A 21,867-nucleotide genomic window follows, 5' to 3' on the forward strand; every position below is an offset into this window, starting at 1 on the left:
TCCAGCGCCCCTCTGCCGTGCCCCACGTCCTGCATAGAGGTTCCGCAAGGCGTTGACAATCGGGCAACATCAAGATCGTTACGTTTCCAAAAGGACGATGGCATCACGACATGAAAAAGCCCGCCGGACATGGGTCCGGCGGGCTTTTTCATTTGTCGAAGGACAGGAAGGTTCAGCCTTCGGTCTTCGCCTTGAGCGCTTCGCCCAGGATGTCGCCCAGCGACGCGCCGCTGTCGGACGAACCATATTGTGCGACTGCCTGCTTCTCTTCGGCGATCTGCATCGCCTTGACCGAGAAGGTCGGCTTCTTGGCGCGGTCGAAACCGGTCACCATGGCGTCGAACTTCTGGCCGATCTGGAAGCGTTCCGAACGCTGCTCGTCGCGGTCGCGACCCAGGTCGCTGCGCTTGATGAAGCCGGCGGCACCATCTTCGCCAGCCTGGACTTCCAGGCCGCCGTCGCGGACTTCCAGAACGGTCACGGTGACGATCGCGTTCTTGTTGAGGCCGGCAGCCGCAGCAGCGGTGCCGCCAGCGGCCGGGCCGCCACGCTCAAGCTGCTTCATGCCCAGGCTGATGCGCTCCTTCTCGACGTCGATGTCGAGAACGACGGCCTGAACGGCCTCACCCTTGCGGTGCAGCGCCAGCGCGTCTTCGCCCGAAATGCCCCAGGCGATGTCGGACATGTGGACCATGCCGTCGACGTCGCCGTCCAGGCCGATGAACAGGCCGAACTCGGTCGCATTCTTGACTTCGCCTTCGACGGTCGAACCGATCGGGTGACGCTCGGCGAAGCTGTCCCACGGGTTCGACTGGGCCTGCTTGAGGCCGAGCGAGATGCGGCGCTTTTCGGGATCGACTTCGAGGACCAGAACTTCGACTTCCTGGCTGGTCGATACGATCTTGCCGGGGTGAACGTTCTTCTTGGTCCAGGACATTTCCGACACATGGACCAGACCTTCGATGCCCGGCTCCAGCTCGACGAACGCACCATATTCGGTGATGTTCGTGACGCGGCCCGACAGCTTGGCGCCGATCGGATATTTGGCGGCGGCGCCTTCCCAAGGATCGCTTTCCAGCTGCTTCATGCCGAGCGAGATGCGCTGGGTGTCGCGGTTGATGCGGATGATCTGCACGCGGACGGTGTCGCCGATGTTGATCATCTCGTTGGGGTGGTTGATGCGCTTGTACGACAGATCGGTGACGTGCAGCAGGCCATCGATGCCGCCCAGGTCAACGAACGCACCATAGTCGGTGATGTTCTTGACGACGCCTTCGATGATCTGGCCTTCGGCCAGCGTCTGGATGAGGCCGCTGCGCTGTTCGGCGCGGGTTTCTTCCAGGATGGCGCGACGCGACACGACGATGTTGCCGCGACGACGATCCATCTTCAGGATCTGGAAGGGCTGCGGAATGTCCATCAGCGGGGTGACGTCGCGCACGGGGCGGATATCGACCTGCGAACCGGGCAGGAACGCCACGGCGCCGTCCAGGTCGACGGTGAAGCCACCCTTGACGCGGCCGAAGATGACGCCTTCGACGCGGGCGCTTTCGGTGAACTCGGCTTCCAGCTTGTCCCAGGCGGCTTCGCGGCGAGCGCGGTCGCGCGACAGCATGGCTTCGCCATGGGCGTTTTCGACGCGATCGACATAGACTTCGACTTCGTCGCCGACCTTCAGGTCGGCCTTCTGGCCCGGCGCGGCGAATTCGCGCAGCGGCACGCGGCCTTCGGACTTCAGGCCGACGTCGATGACGGCCAGGTCGTTTTCGATGGCGGTAACGGTGCCCTTGACGACGCGGCCTTCGAAACCGCCGTCTTCGCCACCGAGAGAATCATTGAGAAGCGCGGCGAAATCGTCGCGCGAGGGGAATGCCGTAGAGGCCATGGTTGGTCCTTCACTCATCATTGCTGGCCAATCGGTTGTGTCCGATGGTCTTTGGCCAAAGCATGTTCAGGACCGAATATCCTGAACATATCCCGCGAGTTAGGAGCTTGGGAACGCGCATTCTTGAAAAGCGAAAAGGGCGCCCGGAACAACCGCGCGCCTTGACGGGTCAACTTCTGGAGCGACCTTCAAGCTGGGCGTCCACAAGCGCGATCGCCCGCTGGACGGCCGCGTCTATAGTCAAATCGCTCGTATCTAGCAAGTCTGCGCCTTGCGCGACCTTGAGCGGGGCATGGTCGCGGCTCATGTCGCGCGTGTCGCGGGCCTGGATGTCGGCGATCAGGCTATCCATGTCCGGGTGCCCGCCATGGCTGAGCGCGTCCTTGTAGCGGCGCTCGGCACGCACATGGACGCTGGCCGTCACGAAAATCTTGGCGTCGGCGTCGGGTGCGATGACCGTGCCGATGTCGCGCCCGTCCAGGATGGCGCCGCCCGGCTGGGTCGCGAAATCGCGTTGCCGCTGGACGAGGGCGTCACGTACGCTCTGATGCACCGACACGCGCGAGGCGAGGGAGCCGACCGCTTCGCTGCGCAGCGCCGGATCGGCCAGGATCGCGTCCTCGAATCCGGCGGCGGCCAACGCATCGGCTTCCACATCCGGGTCGCCGCCCGCCTTCAGCACGGACAGGCCGACCGCGCGATAGAGCAGGCCGGTGTCCAGCACGGGCAGGCCGTAATGGCGGCCCAGCGCCTTGGCGATGGTGCCCTTGCCCGATGCGGCGGGTCCGTCGACGGCGATGATCATCGCTTCTTCCCTTTCAGCGCATTGCCCAGCCCCAGCAGGGCGATCGCGGCCCACACGACCTCCAGCGCCATGGACGCCAGATTGAAATGAACGGTCAACGACCAGATAAGCAGCAGTGCGCCGACCAGGTTCATCGCGTTGAAAATGACGAAATTCAGGGTTTTGGCCATATTGCTATAGGCATAGGCGACAACCATCAGCGCGCTGCCCATCAACCCGATGACGTTGGCAAGGTCGAACGTCATGCGATGGCTCCCAATTGGGCCAACAGCGGCACGAAGGTCGGGAAGCTGGTGGCGACCGGGCGCATATCGTCGATGGTCACGCCGTCTTTCGACACCAGTCCGGCAATGGCGAAGCTCATCGCGATCCGATGGTCCAGTTTCGTCGCGATCGGCCCGCCACCAGTCAGAGGCGCACCGCCGCTGCCTTCGATGATGATGCCATCCTCCAGTTCCTCGATGCTCACACCGATCGCCCGCAGCCCGGCCGCCATGGTGGCGATGCGGTCCGATTCCTTGACGCGCAGTTCGTCCAGCCCGCGAAACACGCTGCGCCCCTGCGCCAGCGCGGCGGCGATGAAAGCGACCGGATATTCGTCGATCATGCTGGGCGCGCGCGCCGGGTCCGGCTCGACACCCTTGAGCGCCGACGCCGTGACGATGAGGTCGCCGACCGGCTCGCCGCCGACGTCGCGGGCGTTGATGACCTCGATGTCGCCGCCCATCTCGCGCAGCAGGTCGATGAGGCCGGCGCGCGTCGCATTCAGTCCGACATTGGCGATTGTCACCTGCGATCCGGGCACCAGCAGCGCGGCGACCATGGGGAAGGCGGCGGAGGAGGGGTCGCCGGGCACCACGATCTGCTGCGGCTGCAACTCCGCCTCGCCGACCAAGGTGATGATCCGCGTGCCGTCTGCCTCCACCTCGACGTTCAGTTCGGCGCCGAAGCCCTTGAGCATCCGCTCGCTATGGTCGCGGGTCGGGATCGGCTCGACGACGCGGGTGATGCCAGGCGTGTTGAGGCCGGTGAGCAGGATCGCCGATTTGACCTGCGCCGATGCGACGGGAAGGCGATAGTCGAGCGGTACGGCCGGGCAGGCGCCCTTCATCGTCAGCGGCAGACGGTCGCCGGGGCTGGTCGTGAAGCTCGCCCCCATGCGCGCCAGCGGCTCGGTGACCCGCGCCATCGGGCGCTTGCTCAGGGACGCGTCGCCCACGAACGTCGCCGTCAGGTCATGGCTGGCGAGCAGGCCCATCAGCAGGCGCGTCGATGTGCCGCTATTGCCCATGTCGAGCGCGACGTCAGGCTGGAGCAGTCCGCCCACGCCCACGCCATGAATGTGCCACACGCCATCGGCATCGCGCTCTATGGTCGCGCCCATCGCCCGCATCGCGGCGGCCGTGGACAGCACGTCCTCGCCTTCCAGCAGGCCTTCGACCCGGCTGTGCCCGATGGCCAGGGCCGACAGCATCAGCGATCGGTGGGAAATGCTCTTGTCGCCCGGCACGGTCACGCTGCCCGCCAGCGGCGGCGCGGCGGTGAAGGTCATGGGGGTGGGCTGGTCTTCAATTTGGGTCACGGGGTATCCATTGTCCTGGAACCGAAAAAATGCGCCCGGCTTTTGACAGCGCGGTCCCGCTATGGCAAGGCGCCCGACGTTTCGCGGGCAACGTCTGTTGTGCCGCGTGAATTTCTATTTGAGCATCTAAGAAGGAACAGGCCGGACATGGTGAAGGCTGAATGGGGCACGAAGCGGACCTGCCCGAAATGCGCGACTCGCTTCTACGACCTGGGCAAGGATGATCCGGTAACCTGCATCAATTGCGGCAGCGCCTGGGAACCAGAGCCGGTGCTGAAGTCGAAGCAGCCGCTGCCTTATGAGGAAGCGGCGCCCAAGAAGGTGATCGAGACCGCCGACGGCGAGCTGGAAACGGCCGACGACGATCTGGACATCGACGTCGATGACGATGGCGATTCGCCGGACAATGACGTCGATCTGGGTGGTGACGACGATCTCGGCGTCGATGCGGCGAGCGATGACGACAGCGACGACAATTAACTGAAATTTGTTCTTGCCAAGGAGATTGCCGCCACCTAATGGCAGCGACCTCCGAGGCGCCGGACCCAACGGCGCTTCACTGGTGACGGGGCCTTAGCTCAGCTGGGAGAGCGCCTGCATGGCATGCAGGAGGTCAGCGGTTCGATCCCGCTAGGCTCCACCAATTTTTCGGAACAAGAAAATGTCCGGGGGACATTTTCCCGAAAAATGCCTGAGCGCAAGCGAGGGGCGCCCTATCCTGCGGGAGGGGCGGCGCTTGCAACTTGCCAGGAAATATAGTTGGCCGACGGCATTGCCGGACATGGCCTGACCATATGATTGCGGCCCGGCCGCGCATGATGGGGCCTTAGCTCAGCTGGGAGAGCGCCTGCATGGCATGCAGGAGGTCAGCGGTTCGATCCCGCTAGGCTCCACCAATGTCGTCGAAGAGGAAGCCGTCGGTGAAGATGGTGCCCAGCGGCTTTTCTCCCCATCGCCAAACATGTTCGGGACGCAGGATTTTACGCGTTCATTGCGCTCCAGACTCGCCAAAGCGACGCTTTCCTGCCATTGCTGCGGCATGAAGGACGAATTGGCCATCCAGGCCGCCGAACTGGGCGACGACGACGCGATCCGCGCCATCCTGACGCGCTTGTGCGACGTGACGCATATGGGCTTTGCCGCTGTTGCGCACGTGACCGAAGATCGCTGGATCGCCTGCCAGGTGCTCGACAAGATCGCCTTCGGCCTTGAGCCCGGCGCCGAGTTGGAGGTGCAGATGACGATCTGCAACGAAATCCGCCAGACCGAAAATTATGTGGTCATCGACCATGTCGATGCCGACATCGCCTGGCGGAAGCATCCCGTGCCGATCTTCTATGGCTTCAAAAGCTATGTGTCCTTCCCGGTCATACTGGCGGACGGCAGCTTTTATGGCACGCTCTGCGCGATCGATCCCATGCCGCGGCTGGTGAGCGGGGCCGCGACGATTGCGATTATCGAAGATTGCGTGCGCGACGTGAGCGCTCTCCTGTCAGCCCGCCTCCTGCCGCACCTCATGGCTGCCGGCGCGACGACGGACGCCCCGCGCCCTCAGGCGGGCTGAACAAAGCTGTCCATCACCCGCTTGCGGCCGGCCGTCTCGAAATCGATCTCCAGCTTGTTGCCCTCGATTTCCGCCACGGTGCCATAGCCGAACTTCTGGTGGAATATGCGCAGGCCCACGCGCATGTCGTCGCGACCCTTGTTGCCCAGAGATACGGCCGATGACCGCGCCTCCACGATCCGCACCGGCTCCCGGCTGAACTGGCCGCTCGTCTGCGCGCGCTGCCAGCCCGGACCCCGACCGCTGCCCCGCGCGACATTGGCGAAGGGGTCGTCGCGTTCCGACCAGTTGGCGCGCCACAGCGATGCGCCACCGCTCATGCTGCTTTCCGATTCGACATGTTCGGGCGGCAACTCCCCGACGAAACGCGACGGGATGCTGCTGGTCCACTGGCCATAGATGCGGCGATTGGCGGCATGGATGATGGTGCAGCGCTTGCGTGCGCGCGTGATCGCGACATAGGCGAGCCGGCGCTCCTCCTCCAGACTGTTGAGGCCGCCCTCGTCCAGCGCGCGCTGCGACGGGAAGACGCCTTCCTCCCACCCCACCAGGAATGTAGTGTCATACTCCAGCCCCTTGGCGGCATGGATGGTCATGATCGTGATCTTGGCGGACTCCGCCTGCGCCTCATTGTCCATGACGAGGCTGACATGCTCCAGGAACGCGCCCAGCGTCTCATATTCCTCCATCGCGCGGGCCAGTTCGGACAGATTCTCCAGCCGCCCGGCGCTCTCGGTCGTACGTTCGGCCTGTAGCATCGCGGTGTAGCCGCTCTCGTCCAATATCTGCCGCGCCAGTTCGGCATGGGGCAGTTGCGTCGCCCGGTCGCGCCAGCGCGCCAGATCGCCGATGAAACTGCCCAGCGACCGCCGCGCCTGCGGCGTCAATTCGTCGGTGTCGAGGATGCGCGCCGCCGCCAGCGCCAGCGGTATCCCCTCCGCCCGCGCCAGTCGATGCAATTTCTCCACCGCCTTGTCGCCTAGCCCGCGCTTGGGCACATTGACGATCCGCTCGAACGCCAGATCGTCGGCCGGTTGATTGACGAGGCGCAGATAGGCCAGCGCATCGCGAATTTCCGCGCGCTCGTAAAAGCGAAAGCCGCCGACGATGCGATAGGGCAGGCCGATCTGGATGAAACGGTCCTCGAACTCGCGGGTCTGGTGCTGGGCGCGCACCAGGATCGCGACCTCGTCCAGCGATCCGCCGCTGCGTTCGATCGCCTCTATCTCCTCGCCTACGCGCCGCGCTTCCTCCGGCCCGTCCCATACGCCGACGACCTGCACCTTTTCGCCCACGTCGATATCGGTCCACAATGTCTTGCCCAGGCGGTTGCCATTTTCGGCGATCACCCCTGATGCGGCGCCCAGTATGTGGGGCGTGGAGCGATAATTCTGCTCCAGCCGGATGATGGTCGCGCCGGGAAAATCCTTTTCGAACCGCAGGATATTGGCGACCTCTGCGCCGCGCCATGAATAGATGGACTGGTCGTCGTCGCCGACGCAGCAGATATTCTTGCGCGTCTGGGCCAGCAGCCGCAGCCAGAGATATTGGCTGGAGTTGGTGTCCTGATATTCGTCCACCATGATGTAACGGAAACGTTCCTGATATTGCTCCAGCACGTCGCGATGCTTCTTCAATATCGTCAGAACATGCAGCAGCAAGTCTCCGAAATCACAGGCATTTACCGCACGAAGCCGGGCCTGATAGGCGGCATAGAGCGTCTGCCCCTTGCCATGGGCATAGCCTTCCGCCTCGCCCGCCCCGACATCCTCCGGGGTCCATCCCTTATTCTTCCACTGGTCGATCAGCCCGGCCAGTTGCCGTGCGGGCCAGCGCTTCTCGTCGACCCCCTCCGCCTGGATGAGCTGCTTGAGCAGCCGCAACTGATCGTCGGTATCGAGGATGGTGAAATTGGATTGCAGTCCGACCAATTCGGCATGACGGCGCAGCATCTTCGCCGCGATCGCATGGAAAGTGCCGAGCCAAGGCATCCCCTCTACCGCGTCGCCGATCATCCGCCCGACGCGCGCCCGCATCTCGCGCGCGGCCTTGTTGGTGAAGGTCACGGCCAGGATCTCGGACGGCCAGGCCCGCCGCGTGCCGATCAGATGCGCCAGCCGCGCGGTCAGCGCCGCCGTCTTGCCGGTGCCCGCACCCGCCAGCACCAGCACCGGCCCCTCGGTCGTCAGCACAGCCTCCCGCTGGGGCGGATTGAGCCCGTCGAGATAGGGCGGGTCATTGGGGGAGGGGGTAGGGACTGTCATGGCTGGACAACTAGGCATGGGGTGGATCGGGGGCAAGGGGCGCGCCTCTTGCGGTGACAGGGCTTCTATGAGAACAAAAGGCGAATCATGCAAGGGAGCAAGCCGATGGTGACGGGACGATGCCAATGTGGGGCGATACGCTATGAAGCGACCGGCGAGCCGGCTTATAGCGCCATTTGTCATTGCAGCGACTGCCGCGCCAGCGCCGGCGCGCCGATGGTGGGCTGGGCGCTGTTCCCGGCGGACGCCGTGACGATCACCGGCGATCCGGTCCGCTACCAGTCGTCCGACAATGCGACCCGGCATTTCTGCGGCACCTGCGGCACCGGCCTTTTCTACACCAATCCTGTGGTTTTTCCCGGCGCCATCGATATTCAGAGCGCCACGCTGGACGACGCCGCGACCCTTCCGCCGGAGGGGCATGTGCAGATGGCCGACGCCGTGCCATGGATGGCGACGGCGCACGAACTGCCCAAATATGATCGCTACCCCGACGGCCCCTGACCCCCGACGCCGTTCATCTGGTCGCACCTATGCCACGTTCGGCCGTCATGGCGGAACGGGGATGTCCTGAAGCCGGTTCTTCGTCCGCCCGTCCTAGAAGCGGGCGACCTGCGGGTCGAAGAACATAGGAAAGGATGATCCCGATGAAATCCATCATGCTGGCCGGCGTTGCGATGCTGAGCTTCACCACTTTGGGTGCCGCGGCCGTGGCGCAGGATACGCCCGCGCCCAGCAGCCAGCCGCCCGGTGACGCCATGACGCCGCCGTCCGAACCCGCAGCCCCGGCGACGCCAGCCACGCCCGGCGATGCGGGTATGGCGACCCCGCCAGCGCCTGCCGCGCCGGCAACTCCCGCCATGCCTGCAACGCCGCCACAGGGCGATCCCAATGCCGGCCAGCCGACCGGCGCCGTGCCGGCGGACCCCGGCATGGTTCCTGCGCCTGCTGGCGTGCCCAAAAACCCGGCCGCTCCGGTCGGCTCTTCCGCCAACCCTGTGACGGTCGGCGGCAACATGACCCCGCCACCGACAGAGGCGAAGGACTATCCGCGCTGTTCCCGCACGGTGCAGGACAGTTGCGTCAATCCGGGCGAGGCCGGGAAGATGCGCAAGCGTCGCTGACCGCCGATGCCGGGACGGGCAGGGCGGCGATCAACGCCGCCAGCCCGGCCCGGTCCCGTGCCGCATCGGCCAGGCTGTATCCGTCGAGCACGGCCATGAAGGCGACAGTGGCTTCCGCCAATATGGCGGTCAGGCCACAAGCCCGGCGGATCGCGCAGTTTGCGCAGTCCGCCATTTTCATGTCCGGCTCGCTATACCGGACCACCGCGCCGATGCGCATCTCTCCGGGGGCCTCCGCCAGCGCGAAGCCTCCGCCGCGCCCGCGCCGGGTGGTAATGAAGCCGCCCTGCGCGAGATGGTGCACCACCTTCATCAGATGGTTGCGCGACAGCCCATAGGCGTCGGCAATCTCTGGAATGGTTGCCCATCCGGTCGGCGCGACGGCGAGGTGGATCAGCACGCGCAACGCATAGTCGGTGTGACGGGTCAATTGCATGGCGTCATCCGATACCGGTGCGGTGTCGCGCTTCAAACATATATTCTATTTACTCCTTTAAAGACGTAAATTAAATACATCTTATCGACTCGACAAAAAGGTCAATCAGATGTCCAACTCGCTGTCTCCGCGCACCATCGCCATCGTCAAATCCACCGGCCCGGCGCTGCGCCAGCACGGCGTGGCGATCACCACCGCCATGTATGCCCGCCTGTTCCAGGATGCCGAAGTGAAGGCGATGTTCGATCAGGCGGCGCAGGATAGCGGCGAGCAGCCCAGGCGGCTGGCTGCGGCGATCCTTGGCTATGCGGAGAATATCGACCGGCTGGAGGCGCTGGGCGGCGCGGTGTCGCGCATGGTGGCGCGCCATGTCGATACCGGCGTGAAGCCCGAACATTATCCCAAGGTCGCGGCTGCGCTGCTCCCCGCCATCCGCGAGGTGCTGGGCGAAGATGTCGCCACCGACGCCGTGCTGGCCGCCTGGGGCGAAGCCTATCAGTTTCTGGCCGACATATTGATCGCGCAGGAGGCTGAAGCCTACGCCGCCTCGGCTTGATTTCAGTCCGTTGGATTCGCGCAAAGTCAGGCAGCGGTCAGGCGCCCTGACGGCGTTTCTCGCCATGCTCGAATCAAGCGGAGGCGGGTCAGGCCCGTTCGTCAGTCTTCCATTCGCAACAGCGTGATCCGCGCCTTGCCGATGTCGCGCACCGTGTCGATGGCGAAGCCCTTGACGACCACATCTTCGCGCCTGTCGGTTTCGATGCTGATCCAACTTGCGGCGTTGGTCCATCCCAGCCGCCCCAGCTTGTCGAGCGCTACCTGGCCTGCGCCGGTGCCATAGGGCGGGTCCATGAAGATGAGGTCGAGCGGCCTGGCCGCGGACCCCAGCGACAGCACGCTGGATGGCCGGATGTCGGGACGGATGCCCAGCCGGTCGCCATTGGCGCGGATGGCGTCCAGCGCCGGCTTGTCCTGCTCGACGAACAGGCAGGACGCCGCGCCGCGCGACAGCGCCTCAAAGCCCAGCGCGCCCGATCCGGCGAAGAAATCGCCTACGGCCAGCCCCTCGAACGATCCCAGCCGGCTGGTGAGCATCGAAAACAGCGCCTCGCGCGTCCGGTCCGCCGTCGGCCGGGTGGCGTCGCCCTTGGGCGCGGTCAGCGGCCGGCCGCGCCATTGGCCCGAAATGATCCTCATGCCCAGATAATCCTTATACCATGGCCTTCAGGCTCTTGCGGAACAGCACCAGATCATGCTGCCGCACCTCCTCGACCGCGCCGACCGGCAGTTCGCCCAGATGGAACGGGCCATAGCTGGTGCGGATCAGCCGGTTGACCTTCAGGTCCAGATGTTCAAGCACGCGGCGGACTTCGCGGTTCTTGCCTTCGGTCAGGGTCATCTCGATCCACTGGTTGCGCCCGGTGCGCCGCTCCAGATTGGCCTCGATCGCGCCATAGCGGATGCCATCGATCTCCAGCCCGTCGAACAGATCCTCCAACTGCTGCTGGCTCACCTCGCCAAAGGCGCGGGCGCGATAGGTGCGCGGCACGCCGGTCGCGGGCAGTTCCATCTCGCGCTTGAAACCGCCATCGGTGGTCATCAGCAGCAGGCCTTCGGTGTTCATGTCCAGCCGGCCGATCGGCATCAGCCGTGGCAGGTCCGGCGGCAGCCGGTCATAGATGGTCGGCCGCCCCGCCGGATCGCGCTCGGTGGTCAGGAAGCCGGTCGGCTTGTGGAACAGGAACAGGCGCATCGGCGCGGGCGCCGCGATCGCCACCTCATCGACGGTCACGCCATGCAGCGATGTCAGCAGCGTCGCGGGCGTATCGATCACCACGCCGTCCCTGGAGACACGGCCTTCTTCGATCATTCGCTCGATCTCCCGGCGGGAAGCAACCCCGGCGCGGGCCAGCAGCTTGGCGATGCGCTGCGGCTCGCCCTTGCCGTCGCTTGCCGCCGCGGCGCGGGCCGGGTGCGGATTGGCGGCATGGACCGGCGCAGCGCCCTTGGCCCGCGGCTTGCGCGGCGGATAGGATTTGGCCGCGCCGAAACGGGACGCATCGCCCCCTGCGCGATCGGGTCGGGCGCGATCGGGCCGGCCCCGATCCGTCCGGGGACGATCAGTCCGTTCGCCTTCGTTGCGGGGGGAGCGCGGCTTGTCGATGGTGTCGCGTGGCCCCGCGCTGCGTGCAGGGCGCGATGGTGCGCCGTCGGTCTTGGCCCGATCGGGGCGAGTCCTGCCACCGCTCGGCCGATCCGCCCGGCTATCGTCCTTCTTCTCGAAACGCGGCTTGGCGTCGCCCCGGCGGCTCTCGCTCCGCCGCCCGTCATCCTGTCGCCCATCCCCCTGTCGCCCATCCCCCTGCCGCGGTGCCGCGCCGCGTCCAGTGGGCGCGCCGGGACGCCCGCCCGATCCGCTCCGGCCGGGGCCGGCGGGACGTTTCGGGCCGCCTGGTCCTGCCCTGCGGGGCGGTCCTGATTTTTTCGGCGGTTCCAAGGGCGGGTTCCTTTTCATGGGCACTGGCACTTCCCATATGGGTGCAAAGCCAGCAACAGGCTGAAATGTGCCGCTCCGGCGCTTGGGCGAGGGGGCTATGCCTCCCAGCAGGCAACCCGGTGCGGGGGCGCGGCGTTTCATCGGGTGCATGGCGGAATCAGGGCGGATCGGCAAATGTTTTTCGGGCTGGTGAAAGAGGGAGGCGCGCACCTGTCGCGCCGTAAGGCGATCCGCACCGTGCTGGTGGTGGAGGATGAGGCGCTGGTCGCCTTCGATAACGAACATGCGCTGGAGCAGGCGGGCTACCGGATAGCGGCGACGGTGGACGATCATGACCATGCGGTGCGGGTCATGGACAGCGGCGGCGTGGACCTGGTGATCGCAGACGTCGCCCTGCATGGCGAGAAGACCGGCATCGACGTTGCCCGTCACGCTGGAGCGCTGGGCCTGCCGGTCCTGTTCGTCACCGCCCGCTGCCCGATGGAGGCGCGCGCTCTGGCGGTGGGCTGCCTCGCCAAGCCCTATGCGCCGCGCGATCTGGTCGCGGCGATCGGCGTCGTCGATGCGCAGTTGCGCGGCGCAAGGCGACCCAAGCTGCCGCCGGGGCTCAGCCTGTTCGCGCCCGCGGGCTGATCGGCGCACAGGACGCTTGCCTGGCGGCGATCAGGCCATATGGTGGCGCGCAATTCGACGCCACCGGGGACGCACGCCAAAATGACCGACGCCATAGAGGGCCGCAGCAGCTGGCTCGACGCCGTGAAACCCTATGTCGAAAAGGCGCCGCTGGCGGCACTGTGCCTGGGCATTTCGTCGGGTTTCCCGTTCGCGATGATCGGAGCCAATCTGGCTTCGCGTCTTGCGCAGGATGGCATCGATAAGAAAAGTGTTACGGCTTTCAGCCTTGTCCTCTTGGCTTATAATCTCAAATGGCTTTGGGCCTGGATGGTGGAGGGCGTCCATATTCCCGTCATCGGCAGGCTGGGCCAGCGCGTATCGTGGATGCTATTGGCTGGCGTACTGGTGATGGCGGCAGTGGCCAACCTCGCCTTCGTCGATCCCTCCGCGGATATCGGCGGAACGGTGCTAGCCGCTGTTCTGCTGGGGATCGCAGGCGCGACATTCGACATCGTCATCGACGGTTATCGCATCGAGATATTGAAGCCCGAGCAATTGGGCATCGGCGCCGGTATGTCGCAATATGGCTGGCGGATCGGCGCAGCGGCGGCAGGGGCGCTGGGTTTGGTAGTCGCTTCGCATTGGAACTGGACGATCGCTTATCTCGTCTGCGCGCTGTTCGCTTTGCCTGCGATGCTGGCTGCGCTGATCGTCGGTGAACCGGAACGGCATCGTGAAATCTCCGCCCGCAAAAAAAATGGTGGCGAATTGGTGCAGGCGGTGATCGGGCCGTTTGTTGATTTCTTCCAGCGCAAAGGCGCGCTACTGGTTCTTCTGTTCATCGTCGTGCACAAGATTGGCGATACGCTAGCGAACCTCACCTTTCGGCTTTTGTTCAACGATCTCGGCTACACCAATGACGAAATCGCTCTCTATGACGTGGGCGTCGGTTTCTGGGCCTTGCTCGGCGGCATCTTCGTTGGCGGCATCCTTTATGCGCGGCTTGGTCTGAAGCGGTCGGTGCTGATCAGCTTGATCCTCATGGCCGTATCCAATGTCAGTTTTGCGGCGCTCGCTGCCGCAGGAAAGAGCAATTGGGGCATGGCCGGGGCGATCGGATTCGAGAATTTCGCCAGTGGGATCGGCGGCGTGGCGGTCGTCGCCTATTTCTCGGCCCTGTGCGACCTGCGTTTCACCGCCGCGCAATATGCGCTGATCTCGGCGGCGGCCAGCATCGTCGGGCGCTTCCTGACCGGCACGACTGCGGGCAGTTTGATCGAGCGGTTCGGCTATGTCGATTTCTACCTGTTCACGACCGTGCTTGCCGTACCGGGCATCCTGCTGTTCTGGCTGATGATGCGGGCCGGCCTGATCGACGCCAGCGTGGGCACCGCCGCGACGGCCGACCCCGGCGATCAGCCCGCCGCGTAGAGGTCCAGCGGCCGGCCCAGGTCGTTATGCGCCTGCGCTACCGCTTGCAGGCAGGTGAGGGCGCCCAGCGCATGATCGTTGCCCAGCAACTCGCTTACCTGCCCAAAGGCGGCATTGGGATCGCGCAGCGCGTCGCCCGTCGCCTGCATCATCAGCGCCTCGTCGGCGGTCATGCGCGCGCAGCAACAGGGGGCGACCAGGATCTTGCGGCTCGACGCGCGGGCCAGTTCCAGCATCATCGCGCGCATCAGCACCAGCGGGCGGCGATAGCTCCGGCCGAACGCGCCTAGCATCGCATTGGCGGCGTGGGCGTCATTGACCCCAGCGGTGGCCATCCGGCGCATCACGAACAGGAAGAGGCGATTGCCATAGCCGCCCGGAATGGGCCGGGGCAGGTCGAGGGGGGAAGTCTCTCCATAAGCCATAGAATCGCGCCTTCTACATAGGTCAGAGGCTCATCCTACGCTATTGCGAGTCAGTCGCAAGTCTATTCAGTCGGGCAATTGCTCGTTCAGTCGCAAAATTTCGCCGGCCAGATAGAGCGAACCGCCGATCAGCAGCTTGGGCGCGTCGTCGCCGGAAGCCGCGCACTCTGCGGCAATTGCAGCGATGGCCTGGCGCGCGTCATCATGGGCGGTGCAACCGATGCCCCATTTGGCGGCGATGGCCGTGAAGCGATCGGCCGGATGATGGTCGTGGCCCGGCACCGGGAGCGCATGGATATGCGCGATCTTGCCCGCGAAGGGGGCGAGGAAGGCGTCCACTTCCTTGTTCGCCAACATGCCGATGACGAGATGGAGCTTGTGCCCCTCCAGCCGGTCTGTGGTGAAGAAGGCGCCGATCGCCTCGCCCGCGCCGGCATTATGCCCGCCATCGAGCCAGGCGGTGGCGTCCTGCGGCAGGGCGTCCAACAATGGCCCCCGGTCCAGTCGCTGCAATCGCGCCGGCCAATGCGCCCAGAGCGGCGCGGCCTTGAGCGCGGCCTCGGACAAGGGCACCGCGTCCTGATGGCGTAGCATGGCGAAAGCGAGCGCGGCATTCTGGACCTGATGCGCCCCGGCCAGGCGCGGCAGTGGCGTTTCCAGCCGCCCCTGTTCGTCGCGATAATGCAGCCGGTCGCGATAGACGGCGGCGTCCCAGGCGTCGCCCTGTCCGATCCAGCGCGTGGGCGCCTTCGCGGCCGCGTCCATGATGACGGGGAAGAGCGATTCGGCGTAGCGCTGCGTCACCAGCGCTGCGCCGGCCTTGGCGATGCCGGCCTTTTCGGCGGCGATCTGGGCCAGCGTGTCGCCGAGAAAGGCCTGATGGTCGATGCCGAGCTGGGCGATGCCGCATACCGCCGGGTCGACGATGACATTGGTCGCGTCGAGCCGGCCGCCCAGGCCCACTTCGATGATGCAGGCGTCCGCAGGATGTTCGGCGAAAGCCAGGAAGGCGGCGGCCGTCGTTACCTCGAAGAAGCTGGCGTTGACGCCTTCCGCGATATCGAGAACCCGTTCAAGATAACGCGCGAGCAGCGCGTCGGAAATGAGCTGGCCCGACACGCGGATGCGTTCGTTGAAGCGCACCAGATGGGGGGAGGTGAAAACATGGACGGTCTTGCCGTCCGCCTCCATCGCGGCGCGCAGGAAGGCGCAAGTCGATCCCTTGCCGTTGGTGCCCGCGACATGGAAGACCGGGGGCAGGGCGCGGTGCGGATCGCCCAGCCGCTCCAGCAGCCGGGTGATGCGTTCCAGCCCCAATATGTCCGCGCCGGGCGAGAGCGACCAGAGCCGGTCGAGTTGCGCCTGCACTTGTGCATCGTCCGAAACCGCATGGTCAGCCATGGCGCGCCCGTTCCCCTTTAGCGCGAGCGCTGGTTCAATCCGCCGCGCGGGGCGTCAGATAGCCGATCACACGCGCCAGCGTGTCGCGCAGTTCGCCGCGATGGACGACCATGTCGATCATGCCATGGTCCAGCAGATATTCGGCGCGCTGGAAGCCTTCGGGCAGTTTTTCGCGGATCGTGCTTTCGATCACGCGCTGGCCCGCGAAGCCGATCAGCGCATTGGGTTCGGACATCTGGATATCGCCCAGCATGGCGTAGCTGGCGGTCACGCCGCCGGTGGTCGGATCGGTCAGCACGACGATATAGGGCAGGCCCGCGGCATGCAGCTTCTGGATCGCCACGGTCGCGCGCGGCATCTGCATCAGGGAGAGAATACCCTCCTGCATCCGTGCGCCGCCAGCGGCGGTGAAGATGACATAGGGGCATTTATGGGCGATCGCATCGTTGACGCCCTGGATGAAGGCCGCGCCCACGCCCATGCCCATGGACCCGCCCATGAAGGCGAAATTTTGTACGCCCATCACCAGCGGCACATCATCGATCGCGCCTCGCGCGTTGATGAGGGCGTCCTGGTCCCCGGTCGCCGCGCGGGCGGCCTTGATCCGGTCGGGATAGCGCTTGCTATCACGGAATTTGAGCGGATCTTCCTGCACCTGCGGCGTGGGCAGCAGGATGAAGCCGGCGTCCAATATCTGTTCGAACCGTTCCGACGGGCCGATGCGGCCATGATGGTCGCACCGCGGGCAGACCGACAGATTCTCTTCCCATTCCTTGATGAAGATCATCTCGTGGCAAGACGGGCATTTGTGCCACAGCGTTTCGGCGGTGCTTTCCTTCTTGGTGAAAGGCAGGGCGTTACGAACGCGGTTGATCCAGCTCATGCGGCGGTCTCCCGAATATGAAGGGCGTCGCGCAGCGTGGCGACAAAGTCCTGGACGAAGGGCGCGGCGGCATCGCCATGCGACCCGATGATATCGACGATGGCGGAGCCGACGACCACGCCGTCGGCGATCCGGCCGATGGCGGCGGCCTGTTCCGGTCCGCGCACGCCGAACCCGACGGCGATCGGCAGCTTGGTGGCGGCCTTCAGCTTGTTGACGGCGATCTCGATATTGGCCTGTGCCGCCGACTGCTTGCCGGTGATACCTGCGACCGAGACATGGTAGAGGAAGCCGCTGGCGCCATCGAGCACTGCGGGCAGGCGCGCCGCGTCGGTCGTGGGGGTGGCGAGGCGGATCAAGTGAACGCCGGCCGCGCGCAGGGCGGGGCCGATCTCGGCATCTTCTTCCGGCGGAATATCGACGCAAATGACGCCATCGACTCCGGCCGCCTTGCACTGTTCGGCGAACCAGTCGGCGCCGCGGATCAGCATCGGATTGGCATAGCCCATCAGCACCAAGGGTGTATCGGGGTGGCGCGCCCGGAAATCGGCGGCGAGGGCGAAGATATGTTTCGTCTTCGTGCCCGACCCCAGGCTGCGCAGGTTCGCCAGTTCGATCGCCGGGCCATCGGCCATCGGGTCGGTGAAGGGCATGCCCAGCTCGATGATGTCAGCCCCCCCTGCGACCAGCGCGTCGAGGATGGCGGGGGTCGCGCCGACGTCGGGATCACCGGCGGTCACGAAGGTGATGAGCGCAGCGCGGCCCTGCGCCTTGCAGGCGGCGAAGCGGGTGGATAGGCGATCCATAGTCACATCTCCACTCCCAGCGCATCGGCGACGGTGAAGATATCCTTGTCCCCCCGGCCGGAAAGGTTGACGACGATAATCTTGTCCGCGTCCAGCGTCGGCGCGACCTGCTCGGCGGCCGCAACGGCGTGGGCGGATTCGAGCGCGGGGATGATGCCTTCCAGCTTGCTGAGCGTCTGGAAACTGGTCAGCGCCTCGTCATCTCTGATAGGCATATATTTCACTCGGCCGATCTCATGCAACCAGCTATGCTCAGGCCCGATGCCGGGATAGTCTAGACCAGCGGAAATGCTGTGCGCTTCGGTGATTTGGCCGTCCTCGTCCTGGAGCAGATAGGTGCGGTTGCCGTGCAATATGCCCGACGCGCCCCCGGCCAGCGAGGCGGCATGTTTCTTGTCCAGCCCTTCGCCGGCCGCTTCCACGCCGATCATTGCGACGTCGGGATCGTCCAGGAACGGATGGAACAGTCCGATCGCGTTGGAACCGCCGCCGACCGGCGCGATCAGCAGGTCGGGCAGGCGACCTTCGGCCTCCATGATCTGCGCGCGCGTTTCCTTGCCGATGATCGACTGGAAGTCGCGCACCAGTTCGGGATAGGGGTGCGGACCCGCGGCCGTGCCGATGATGTAGAAGGTGTCATGGACGTTCGACACCCAGTAGCGCAGGGCGTCGTTCATCGAATCCTTGAGCGTGGACGACCCCGAATGGACCGGGATGACTTCCGCGCCCAGCAGCTTCATGCGGAAGACGTTGGGCTTCTGCCGCTCGACGTCCTTGGCGCCCATGAAGATCTTGCATTCCATGCCGAACAGGGCGGCGACGGTCGCGGTGGCGACGCCATGCTGGCCCGCGCCGGTTTCGGCTATGACCTTCTTCTTGCCCATGCGGCGGGCAAGCAGCGCTTGGCCGATGCAATTGTTGATCTTGTGCGCGCCGGTATGGTTCAGCTCTTCGCGCTTCAGGTAGATTTTCGCGCCCCTCTTTTCTCCATTTGGGCCCGGTTGCGCCTTGGCGCGCAGCGCCTCGGTCAGCCGCTCGGCATAATAGAGCGGATTTGGGCGGCCGACATAGGAGCGCAGCAGTTCGGCGAACTCGGCGTCGAAGGCGGGATCGGCCTTGGCGGTCTTATAGACCTTTTCCAGTTCCAGGATCAGCGGCATCAGCGTTTCGGCGACGTAGCGGCCGCCGAACGCACCGAAATGGCCGCTGGCGTCGGGCTGCGATCGCAGGCTGTTGGGCAAGGATAGGGTGTCAGTCATGATGTCGGTCTTTCCGGGACAGATGGAGCGTTCGCTTCGGTTCTGAGAGAAGCGATCAGCGCCATCGTCCTTCGATGCGCATGGCAGGGGCGTTCAGCGTCAACATGGCTGAACCGCTTTGCAGAAGGCCATGATCTTGTCCACACTCTTGATGCCGGGCGCGCTTTCGACGCCGGACGAAATGTCGATCAGCGGCGCGCCGGTAATGCGGATCGCCTCCAGGACATTGTCGATCCCAAGCCCGCCCGAAAGCCCCCATGGCGCCGGGACGGCCAGGCCGCGCAGCAGCGTCCAGTCGAAACGCAGGCCCATGCCGCCGGGCAGGGCCGCGCCGTCGGGCGTCTTGGCGTCGAACAACAGTCGGTCGGCGGCACCGGCATAGGCGCTGGCACCGTCGATATCGGCGCGGGTCTTGACCGCTATCGCTTTCCACACCGGCAGGCCGAACCGCTGGCGGATGGCGGCGACGCGCTGCGGGCTTTCCTTGCCATGCAGTTGCAGCGCGGTGATCGCGCCGGTGCCGACCAATTCGCCCAGCATCTCGTCAGTCGGATCGACGACGACCGCGACCTTTTCGATATGGGCGGGGGCGTGGGCGGCGAGGCCGCGAATCTGCTCGGCCTCCACATGGCGCGGACTTTTGGCAAAATGGACGAAGCCGACATGGCTCGCCCCGGCGCTGACTGCCGCGCCCACCGTTTCGGGCGTGGACAGGCCGCAAATCTTGATCGCGAGTCGGGACATGGAGCGGGCTTTAGCGGGGATAGGCCGCCAAGTCACATGTCCGGCTGGAGCGATGGCGGCAGCGGCGTAGCGTCCTGGGTCAGGTCCATGTCATGCAGGCCCAGCCACTGGTCGGCTTGGGCGATGCAGGCGTCCCCCAAAAAACGATCGAGGACGGCGACGATCTCGGCATCGCTCATCGTCGCAGGGTCGAGCGGGGGATGCCAGTGGAGGTCGAAATGCGGGCCGCTGGTGCGCAGCAGGTAGAAGGGCAGGAAGCGTGCGCCGACCTTGCGTGCCAGACGCAGCGCGATCGACAGGTTGCCCGACGGCTCGATCGGCCGGCCGAAGGTGGGGAACCAGACCTGCCGATCGCGCCGTTCGTCGGCCAGGATATAGAGCGTCGCCCGGTCCTTCTGGGTCAAATGCTTGAGCACGCCCCGCGCCGCGCCGCCGCCGCCGATCGCCTCGCCCATGTAGCTGGAGCGCGCCTTCTTGAGCTGGGCGGCGATTTTGGGATCTTCGGGGTCTTCATAGACGCCCAGGCCCGGACGGTCGGTCGACCATTTGATATAGGCGGCGAGCAGATCCCAATTGCCGAGATGACAGGTGAAGGCCACCATCGGGCCGGGACCGTCCAGCACCGCCTTATAGCCCGGCTGATCGACCACGGTCACATGGGCGTCGTTCACCAGCCGGTCGATATTGGCGAGTTCGGCCATGGTGCGGCCGATGTTCGTCCAGCGTCGCGTCAATATCGCCTCGCGGTCCGCTTCGGGCAGGTCGGGACGCAGCAGGGCCAGGTTGGCGCGCGCGCGCACATCGCGCAGTTTCATGGTGCGCCGCGCGACATGGGCCGACAGCCAGCCGCCGAGCCAGGACGCGACCGGCGCGGGCAGGGTGCGCATCAGGAAGAAGAGAAAGGGGTTGGAGAGCATCGACCAAGCGTCATACAGCAGCGGACATGACGGTAAAGAGGGCGTAGGCGCTTGTGATGATGCTGTGGGTCTGGTTCGGATTGCAGGCGCTGACCGTGCTGGGCGTCGCCAATTATTGGCGGAACCTGCCGAAGGACCGGCAGGAGGAAGCGCCTGCGGATGTCGTGCTTATCCTGAGCGTCCGCGATGACTGGGATGGCGGGCCGGACCTGATCGCCCGGCTGAAGGCGCAGAACGCGCCGTTCCGCTTGCTGCTGGCGACATCGGGTAACTGCGCTGCCGCCAATGCGCTGGCGGCGCGGGAAGGCGATTGGGCGCAGGTGGTTGCGGCCGGGGTGGCGCAGGATGAGGGCCAGAAGGTCCATAAGCTGCGCGCGGCGCTGCGGGCGTTGCGGCCGGATGATCGCTATCTGGTCTTCATCGACGCCGACATAGAGCCGCCGGCGCGGCTGGTCGGGCGGCTGCTCTTCCCTCTGGTGCGGGGCAAGGCGGATATCGCGACGGGCTATCGGATGCTGTTGCCGGAGGGCAGCGGCCTGGCAGCGCTGGTCGGCGCGGTGGAGATGCAGTTGGCGACGCTGCCCCGTTTCGCCAGCGCGACCATGCCCTGGGGCGGGGCGATGGCGATGACGCGGGCGGTCGCGGATCGGCTCGACCTCGGCCGGGCGCTGGCGGGGCGGCTGTCGGACGATATGACGATCGGGCTGGCCGGATGGCGCGCCAAGCTGCGGCTGCGGCCGGTGCGTGATCTGTTGGTGGCCAGTCCGCTGGATGGGAAGGCTGCCGATCTGCTGGGCTTTGGCGTGCGCCAATATCGGCATGTCGTCACCAACAGCGCTGGCATGTGGGCGCTCGCGACCGGCGCTGTTGCGATCCAGTCGACGGCGTGGGGCTGGGCTTTGATTTGGGGCGGCTGGCCGGCAGTGGCGATCGGCTATGGCGCGGCCTGGGGCCGGGCGCTGGCGCGGCGGCGTATCATCACGTCGGTGCTGGAACAGGGGCAGGTAGCGAAAGCGCAGCGATCGCTGGTATGGGATATCATCGCTCCGTTTGCTGTCATATGGGCGCATCTAGCTGTGCAGGGGATGGCGGTGACGTCCAGCCATATCCGGTGGGGGGGCTGGGACTATCGGGTCCGGCGTGGCCAGGTGGTGAAGATGGAGCGTTGCGGCTAACTTCGCACATTTCCCGTCGATATTGAAATATCGCTACAACAATTGGAAATTTCC

The 21,867-nt window shown here is 65.4% G+C and carries 23 protein-coding genes and 2 tRNA genes; 10 read left to right on the top strand and 15 right to left on the bottom strand.

The window, feature by feature from the left end; translation table 11 throughout:
• Nucleotides 1–172: 172 nt before the first annotated feature.
• The 4 genes from rpsA to aroA all read right to left on the bottom strand — a co-directional run bounded on the left by rpsA (nt 173) and on the right by aroA (nt 4,272).
• On the bottom strand, nt 173–1,885 hold the full coding sequence (gene rpsA, locus K9B33_RS16160; protein ID WP_224550106.1) for a 30S ribosomal protein S1: 1,713 nt from the start codon (nt 1,883–1,885) through the stop codon (nt 173–175).
• A 169-nt stretch (nt 1,886–2,054) separates the two neighbouring features.
• Complete coding sequence (gene cmk, locus K9B33_RS16165) at nt 2,055–2,690, bottom strand: (d)CMP kinase (protein ID WP_224550107.1); 636 nt, start codon at nt 2,688–2,690, stop codon at nt 2,055–2,057.
• Nucleotides 2,687–2,935 (bottom strand): CBU_0592 family membrane protein, encoded by a 249-nt coding sequence (locus tag K9B33_RS16170; RefSeq protein ID WP_224550108.1) that lies wholly within the window; start codon nt 2,933–2,935, stop codon nt 2,687–2,689. The genes cmk and K9B33_RS16170 overlap by 4 nt, the downstream gene beginning before the upstream one ends.
• Entirely contained in the window at nt 2,932–4,272 is a 1,341-nt protein-coding gene (aroA, locus tag K9B33_RS16175; RefSeq protein ID WP_411974031.1) for a 3-phosphoshikimate 1-carboxyvinyltransferase, read from the bottom strand. Before aroA ends, K9B33_RS16170 begins: the two co-directional genes overlap by 4 nt.
• Nucleotides 4,273–4,419: 147 nt before the next feature.
• Between aroA and K9B33_RS16180 the strand changes: the two genes are divergently transcribed.
• The 4 genes from K9B33_RS16180 (at nt 4,420) to K9B33_RS16195 (ending at nt 5,836) form a co-directional block, all read left to right on the top strand.
• Nucleotides 4,420–4,752, top strand: coding sequence for a TIGR02300 family protein (locus tag K9B33_RS16180; protein WP_224550109.1), 333 nt, complete (start codon nt 4,420–4,422; stop codon nt 4,750–4,752).
• A gap of 87 nt (nt 4,753–4,839) precedes the next feature.
• Nucleotides 4,840–4,915 (top strand) — tRNA-Ala (locus K9B33_RS16185).
• Nucleotides 4,916–5,092: 177 nt separating this feature from the next.
• Nucleotides 5,093–5,168, top strand: a tRNA-Ala gene (locus tag K9B33_RS16190).
• Between the two features lie 143 nt (nt 5,169–5,311).
• Nucleotides 5,312–5,836: a GAF domain-containing protein gene (locus K9B33_RS16195; RefSeq protein WP_224550110.1), complete on the top strand. Its 525-nt coding sequence runs from the start codon at nt 5,312–5,314 to the stop codon at nt 5,834–5,836.
• Here K9B33_RS16195 and K9B33_RS16200 read toward each other — a convergent pair.
• The gene (locus K9B33_RS16200; RefSeq protein WP_224550111.1) at nt 5,824–8,100 is read right to left on the bottom strand and encodes an ATP-dependent helicase; all 2,277 of its coding nucleotides are present in this window, start codon (nt 8,098–8,100) and stop codon (nt 5,824–5,826) included. The two genes, K9B33_RS16195 and K9B33_RS16200, sit on opposite strands and share 13 nt — an antisense overlap.
• A 105-nt stretch (nt 8,101–8,205) precedes the next feature.
• On the opposite strand from K9B33_RS16200, the gene K9B33_RS16205 reads away from it, so the two are divergent.
• Together K9B33_RS16205 and K9B33_RS16210 are read left to right on the top strand one after the other, a co-directional pair.
• Nucleotides 8,206–8,604 carry a GFA family protein gene (locus K9B33_RS16205; protein ID WP_224550156.1) on the top strand — a complete coding sequence of 133 codons (399 nt, stop codon included), beginning with the start codon at nt 8,206–8,208 and terminating at the stop codon, nt 8,602–8,604.
• A 143-nt stretch (nt 8,605–8,747) separates the two neighbouring features.
• The gene (locus K9B33_RS16210; RefSeq protein WP_224550112.1) at nt 8,748–9,224 is read left to right on the top strand and encodes a Fe-S oxidoreductase; all 477 of its coding nucleotides are present in this window, start codon (nt 8,748–8,750) and stop codon (nt 9,222–9,224) included.
• On the opposite strand, the gene K9B33_RS16215 is transcribed toward K9B33_RS16210, so the two are convergent.
• Nucleotides 9,184–9,660: an RrF2 family transcriptional regulator gene (locus tag K9B33_RS16215; RefSeq protein ID WP_224550113.1), complete on the bottom strand. Its 477-nt coding sequence runs from the start codon at nt 9,658–9,660 to the stop codon at nt 9,184–9,186. The genes K9B33_RS16210 and K9B33_RS16215 overlap by 41 nt on opposite strands.
• 109 nt (nt 9,661–9,769) lie before the next feature.
• Between K9B33_RS16215 and K9B33_RS16220 the strand changes: the two genes are divergently transcribed.
• Nucleotides 9,770–10,216: a globin domain-containing protein gene (locus K9B33_RS16220; protein ID WP_224550114.1), complete on the top strand. Its 447-nt coding sequence runs from the start codon at nt 9,770–9,772 to the stop codon at nt 10,214–10,216.
• Nucleotides 10,217–10,317: 101 nt separating this feature from the next.
• Here K9B33_RS16220 and rsmD read toward each other — a convergent pair whose 3' ends face one another.
• Together rsmD and K9B33_RS16230 are read right to left on the bottom strand one after the other, a co-directional pair.
• On the bottom strand, nt 10,318–10,857 hold the full coding sequence (gene rsmD / locus K9B33_RS16225) for a 16S rRNA (guanine(966)-N(2))-methyltransferase RsmD (RefSeq protein WP_224550115.1): 540 nt from the start codon (nt 10,855–10,857) through the stop codon (nt 10,318–10,320).
• A gap of 13 nt (nt 10,858–10,870) precedes the next feature.
• On the bottom strand, nt 10,871–11,824 hold the full coding sequence (locus K9B33_RS16230) for a pseudouridine synthase (protein WP_318011146.1): 954 nt from the start codon (nt 11,822–11,824) through the stop codon (nt 10,871–10,873).
• Between the two features lie 507 nt (nt 11,825–12,331).
• Between K9B33_RS16230 and K9B33_RS16235 the strand changes: the two genes are divergently transcribed.
• Complete coding sequence (locus K9B33_RS16235; protein WP_129927002.1) at nt 12,332–12,790, top strand: response regulator; 459 nt, start codon at nt 12,332–12,334, stop codon at nt 12,788–12,790.
• Nucleotides 12,791–12,871: 81 nt separating this feature from the next.
• Nucleotides 12,872–14,203 (top strand): AmpG family muropeptide MFS transporter, encoded by a 1,332-nt coding sequence (locus tag K9B33_RS16240; protein WP_224550117.1) that lies wholly within the window; start codon nt 12,872–12,874, stop codon nt 14,201–14,203.
• Here K9B33_RS16240 and K9B33_RS16245 read toward each other — a convergent pair.
• The 7 genes from K9B33_RS16245 to K9B33_RS16275 all read right to left on the bottom strand — a co-directional run bounded on the left by K9B33_RS16245 (nt 14,188) and on the right by K9B33_RS16275 (nt 20,638).
• Nucleotides 14,188–14,628, bottom strand: coding sequence for a DUF6628 family protein (locus tag K9B33_RS16245; protein ID WP_224550118.1), 441 nt, complete (start codon nt 14,626–14,628; stop codon nt 14,188–14,190). The genes K9B33_RS16240 and K9B33_RS16245 overlap by 16 nt on opposite strands.
• Before the next feature lie 66 nt (nt 14,629–14,694).
• Nucleotides 14,695–16,029 (bottom strand): bifunctional folylpolyglutamate synthase/dihydrofolate synthase, encoded by a 1,335-nt coding sequence (locus tag K9B33_RS16250; RefSeq protein ID WP_224550119.1) that lies wholly within the window; start codon nt 16,027–16,029, stop codon nt 14,695–14,697.
• 34 nt (nt 16,030–16,063) lie between these two features.
• On the bottom strand, nt 16,064–16,912 hold the full coding sequence (accD, locus tag K9B33_RS16255; RefSeq protein WP_224550120.1) for an acetyl-CoA carboxylase, carboxyltransferase subunit beta: 849 nt from the start codon (nt 16,910–16,912) through the stop codon (nt 16,064–16,066).
• Nucleotides 16,909–17,718 carry a tryptophan synthase subunit alpha gene (gene trpA / locus K9B33_RS16260; protein ID WP_224550121.1) on the bottom strand — a complete coding sequence of 270 codons (810 nt, stop codon included), beginning with the start codon at nt 17,716–17,718 and terminating at the stop codon, nt 16,909–16,911. The genes accD and trpA overlap by 4 nt, the downstream gene beginning before the upstream one ends.
• Before the next feature lie 2 nt (nt 17,719–17,720).
• The gene (gene trpB / locus K9B33_RS16265) at nt 17,721–18,977 is read right to left on the bottom strand and encodes a tryptophan synthase subunit beta (protein ID WP_224550122.1); all 1,257 of its coding nucleotides are present in this window, start codon (nt 18,975–18,977) and stop codon (nt 17,721–17,723) included.
• 99 nt (nt 18,978–19,076) lie between these two features.
• Nucleotides 19,077–19,721 (bottom strand): phosphoribosylanthranilate isomerase, encoded by a 645-nt coding sequence (locus K9B33_RS16270; protein ID WP_224550123.1) that lies wholly within the window; start codon nt 19,719–19,721, stop codon nt 19,077–19,079.
• 32 nt (nt 19,722–19,753) lie between these two features.
• Nucleotides 19,754–20,638, bottom strand: a complete 885-nt coding sequence (locus tag K9B33_RS16275; RefSeq protein ID WP_224550124.1) for a lysophospholipid acyltransferase family protein — start codon at nt 20,636–20,638, stop codon at nt 19,754–19,756.
• 59 nt (nt 20,639–20,697) lie between these two features.
• Here K9B33_RS16275 and K9B33_RS16280 point away from each other — a divergent pair, with 59 nt between their 5' ends.
• A complete protein-coding gene (locus K9B33_RS16280) occupies nt 20,698–21,813 on the top strand; it encodes a glycosyltransferase (protein ID WP_224550157.1) in 1,116 nt (371 codons plus the stop codon).
• Nucleotides 21,814–21,867 lie beyond the last annotated feature (54 nt).

Source organism: Sphingobium sp. 3R8, from assembly GCF_020166615.1.
GTDB classification, from domain to species: domain Bacteria; phylum Pseudomonadota; class Alphaproteobacteria; order Sphingomonadales; family Sphingomonadaceae; genus Sphingobium; species Sphingobium bisphenolicum.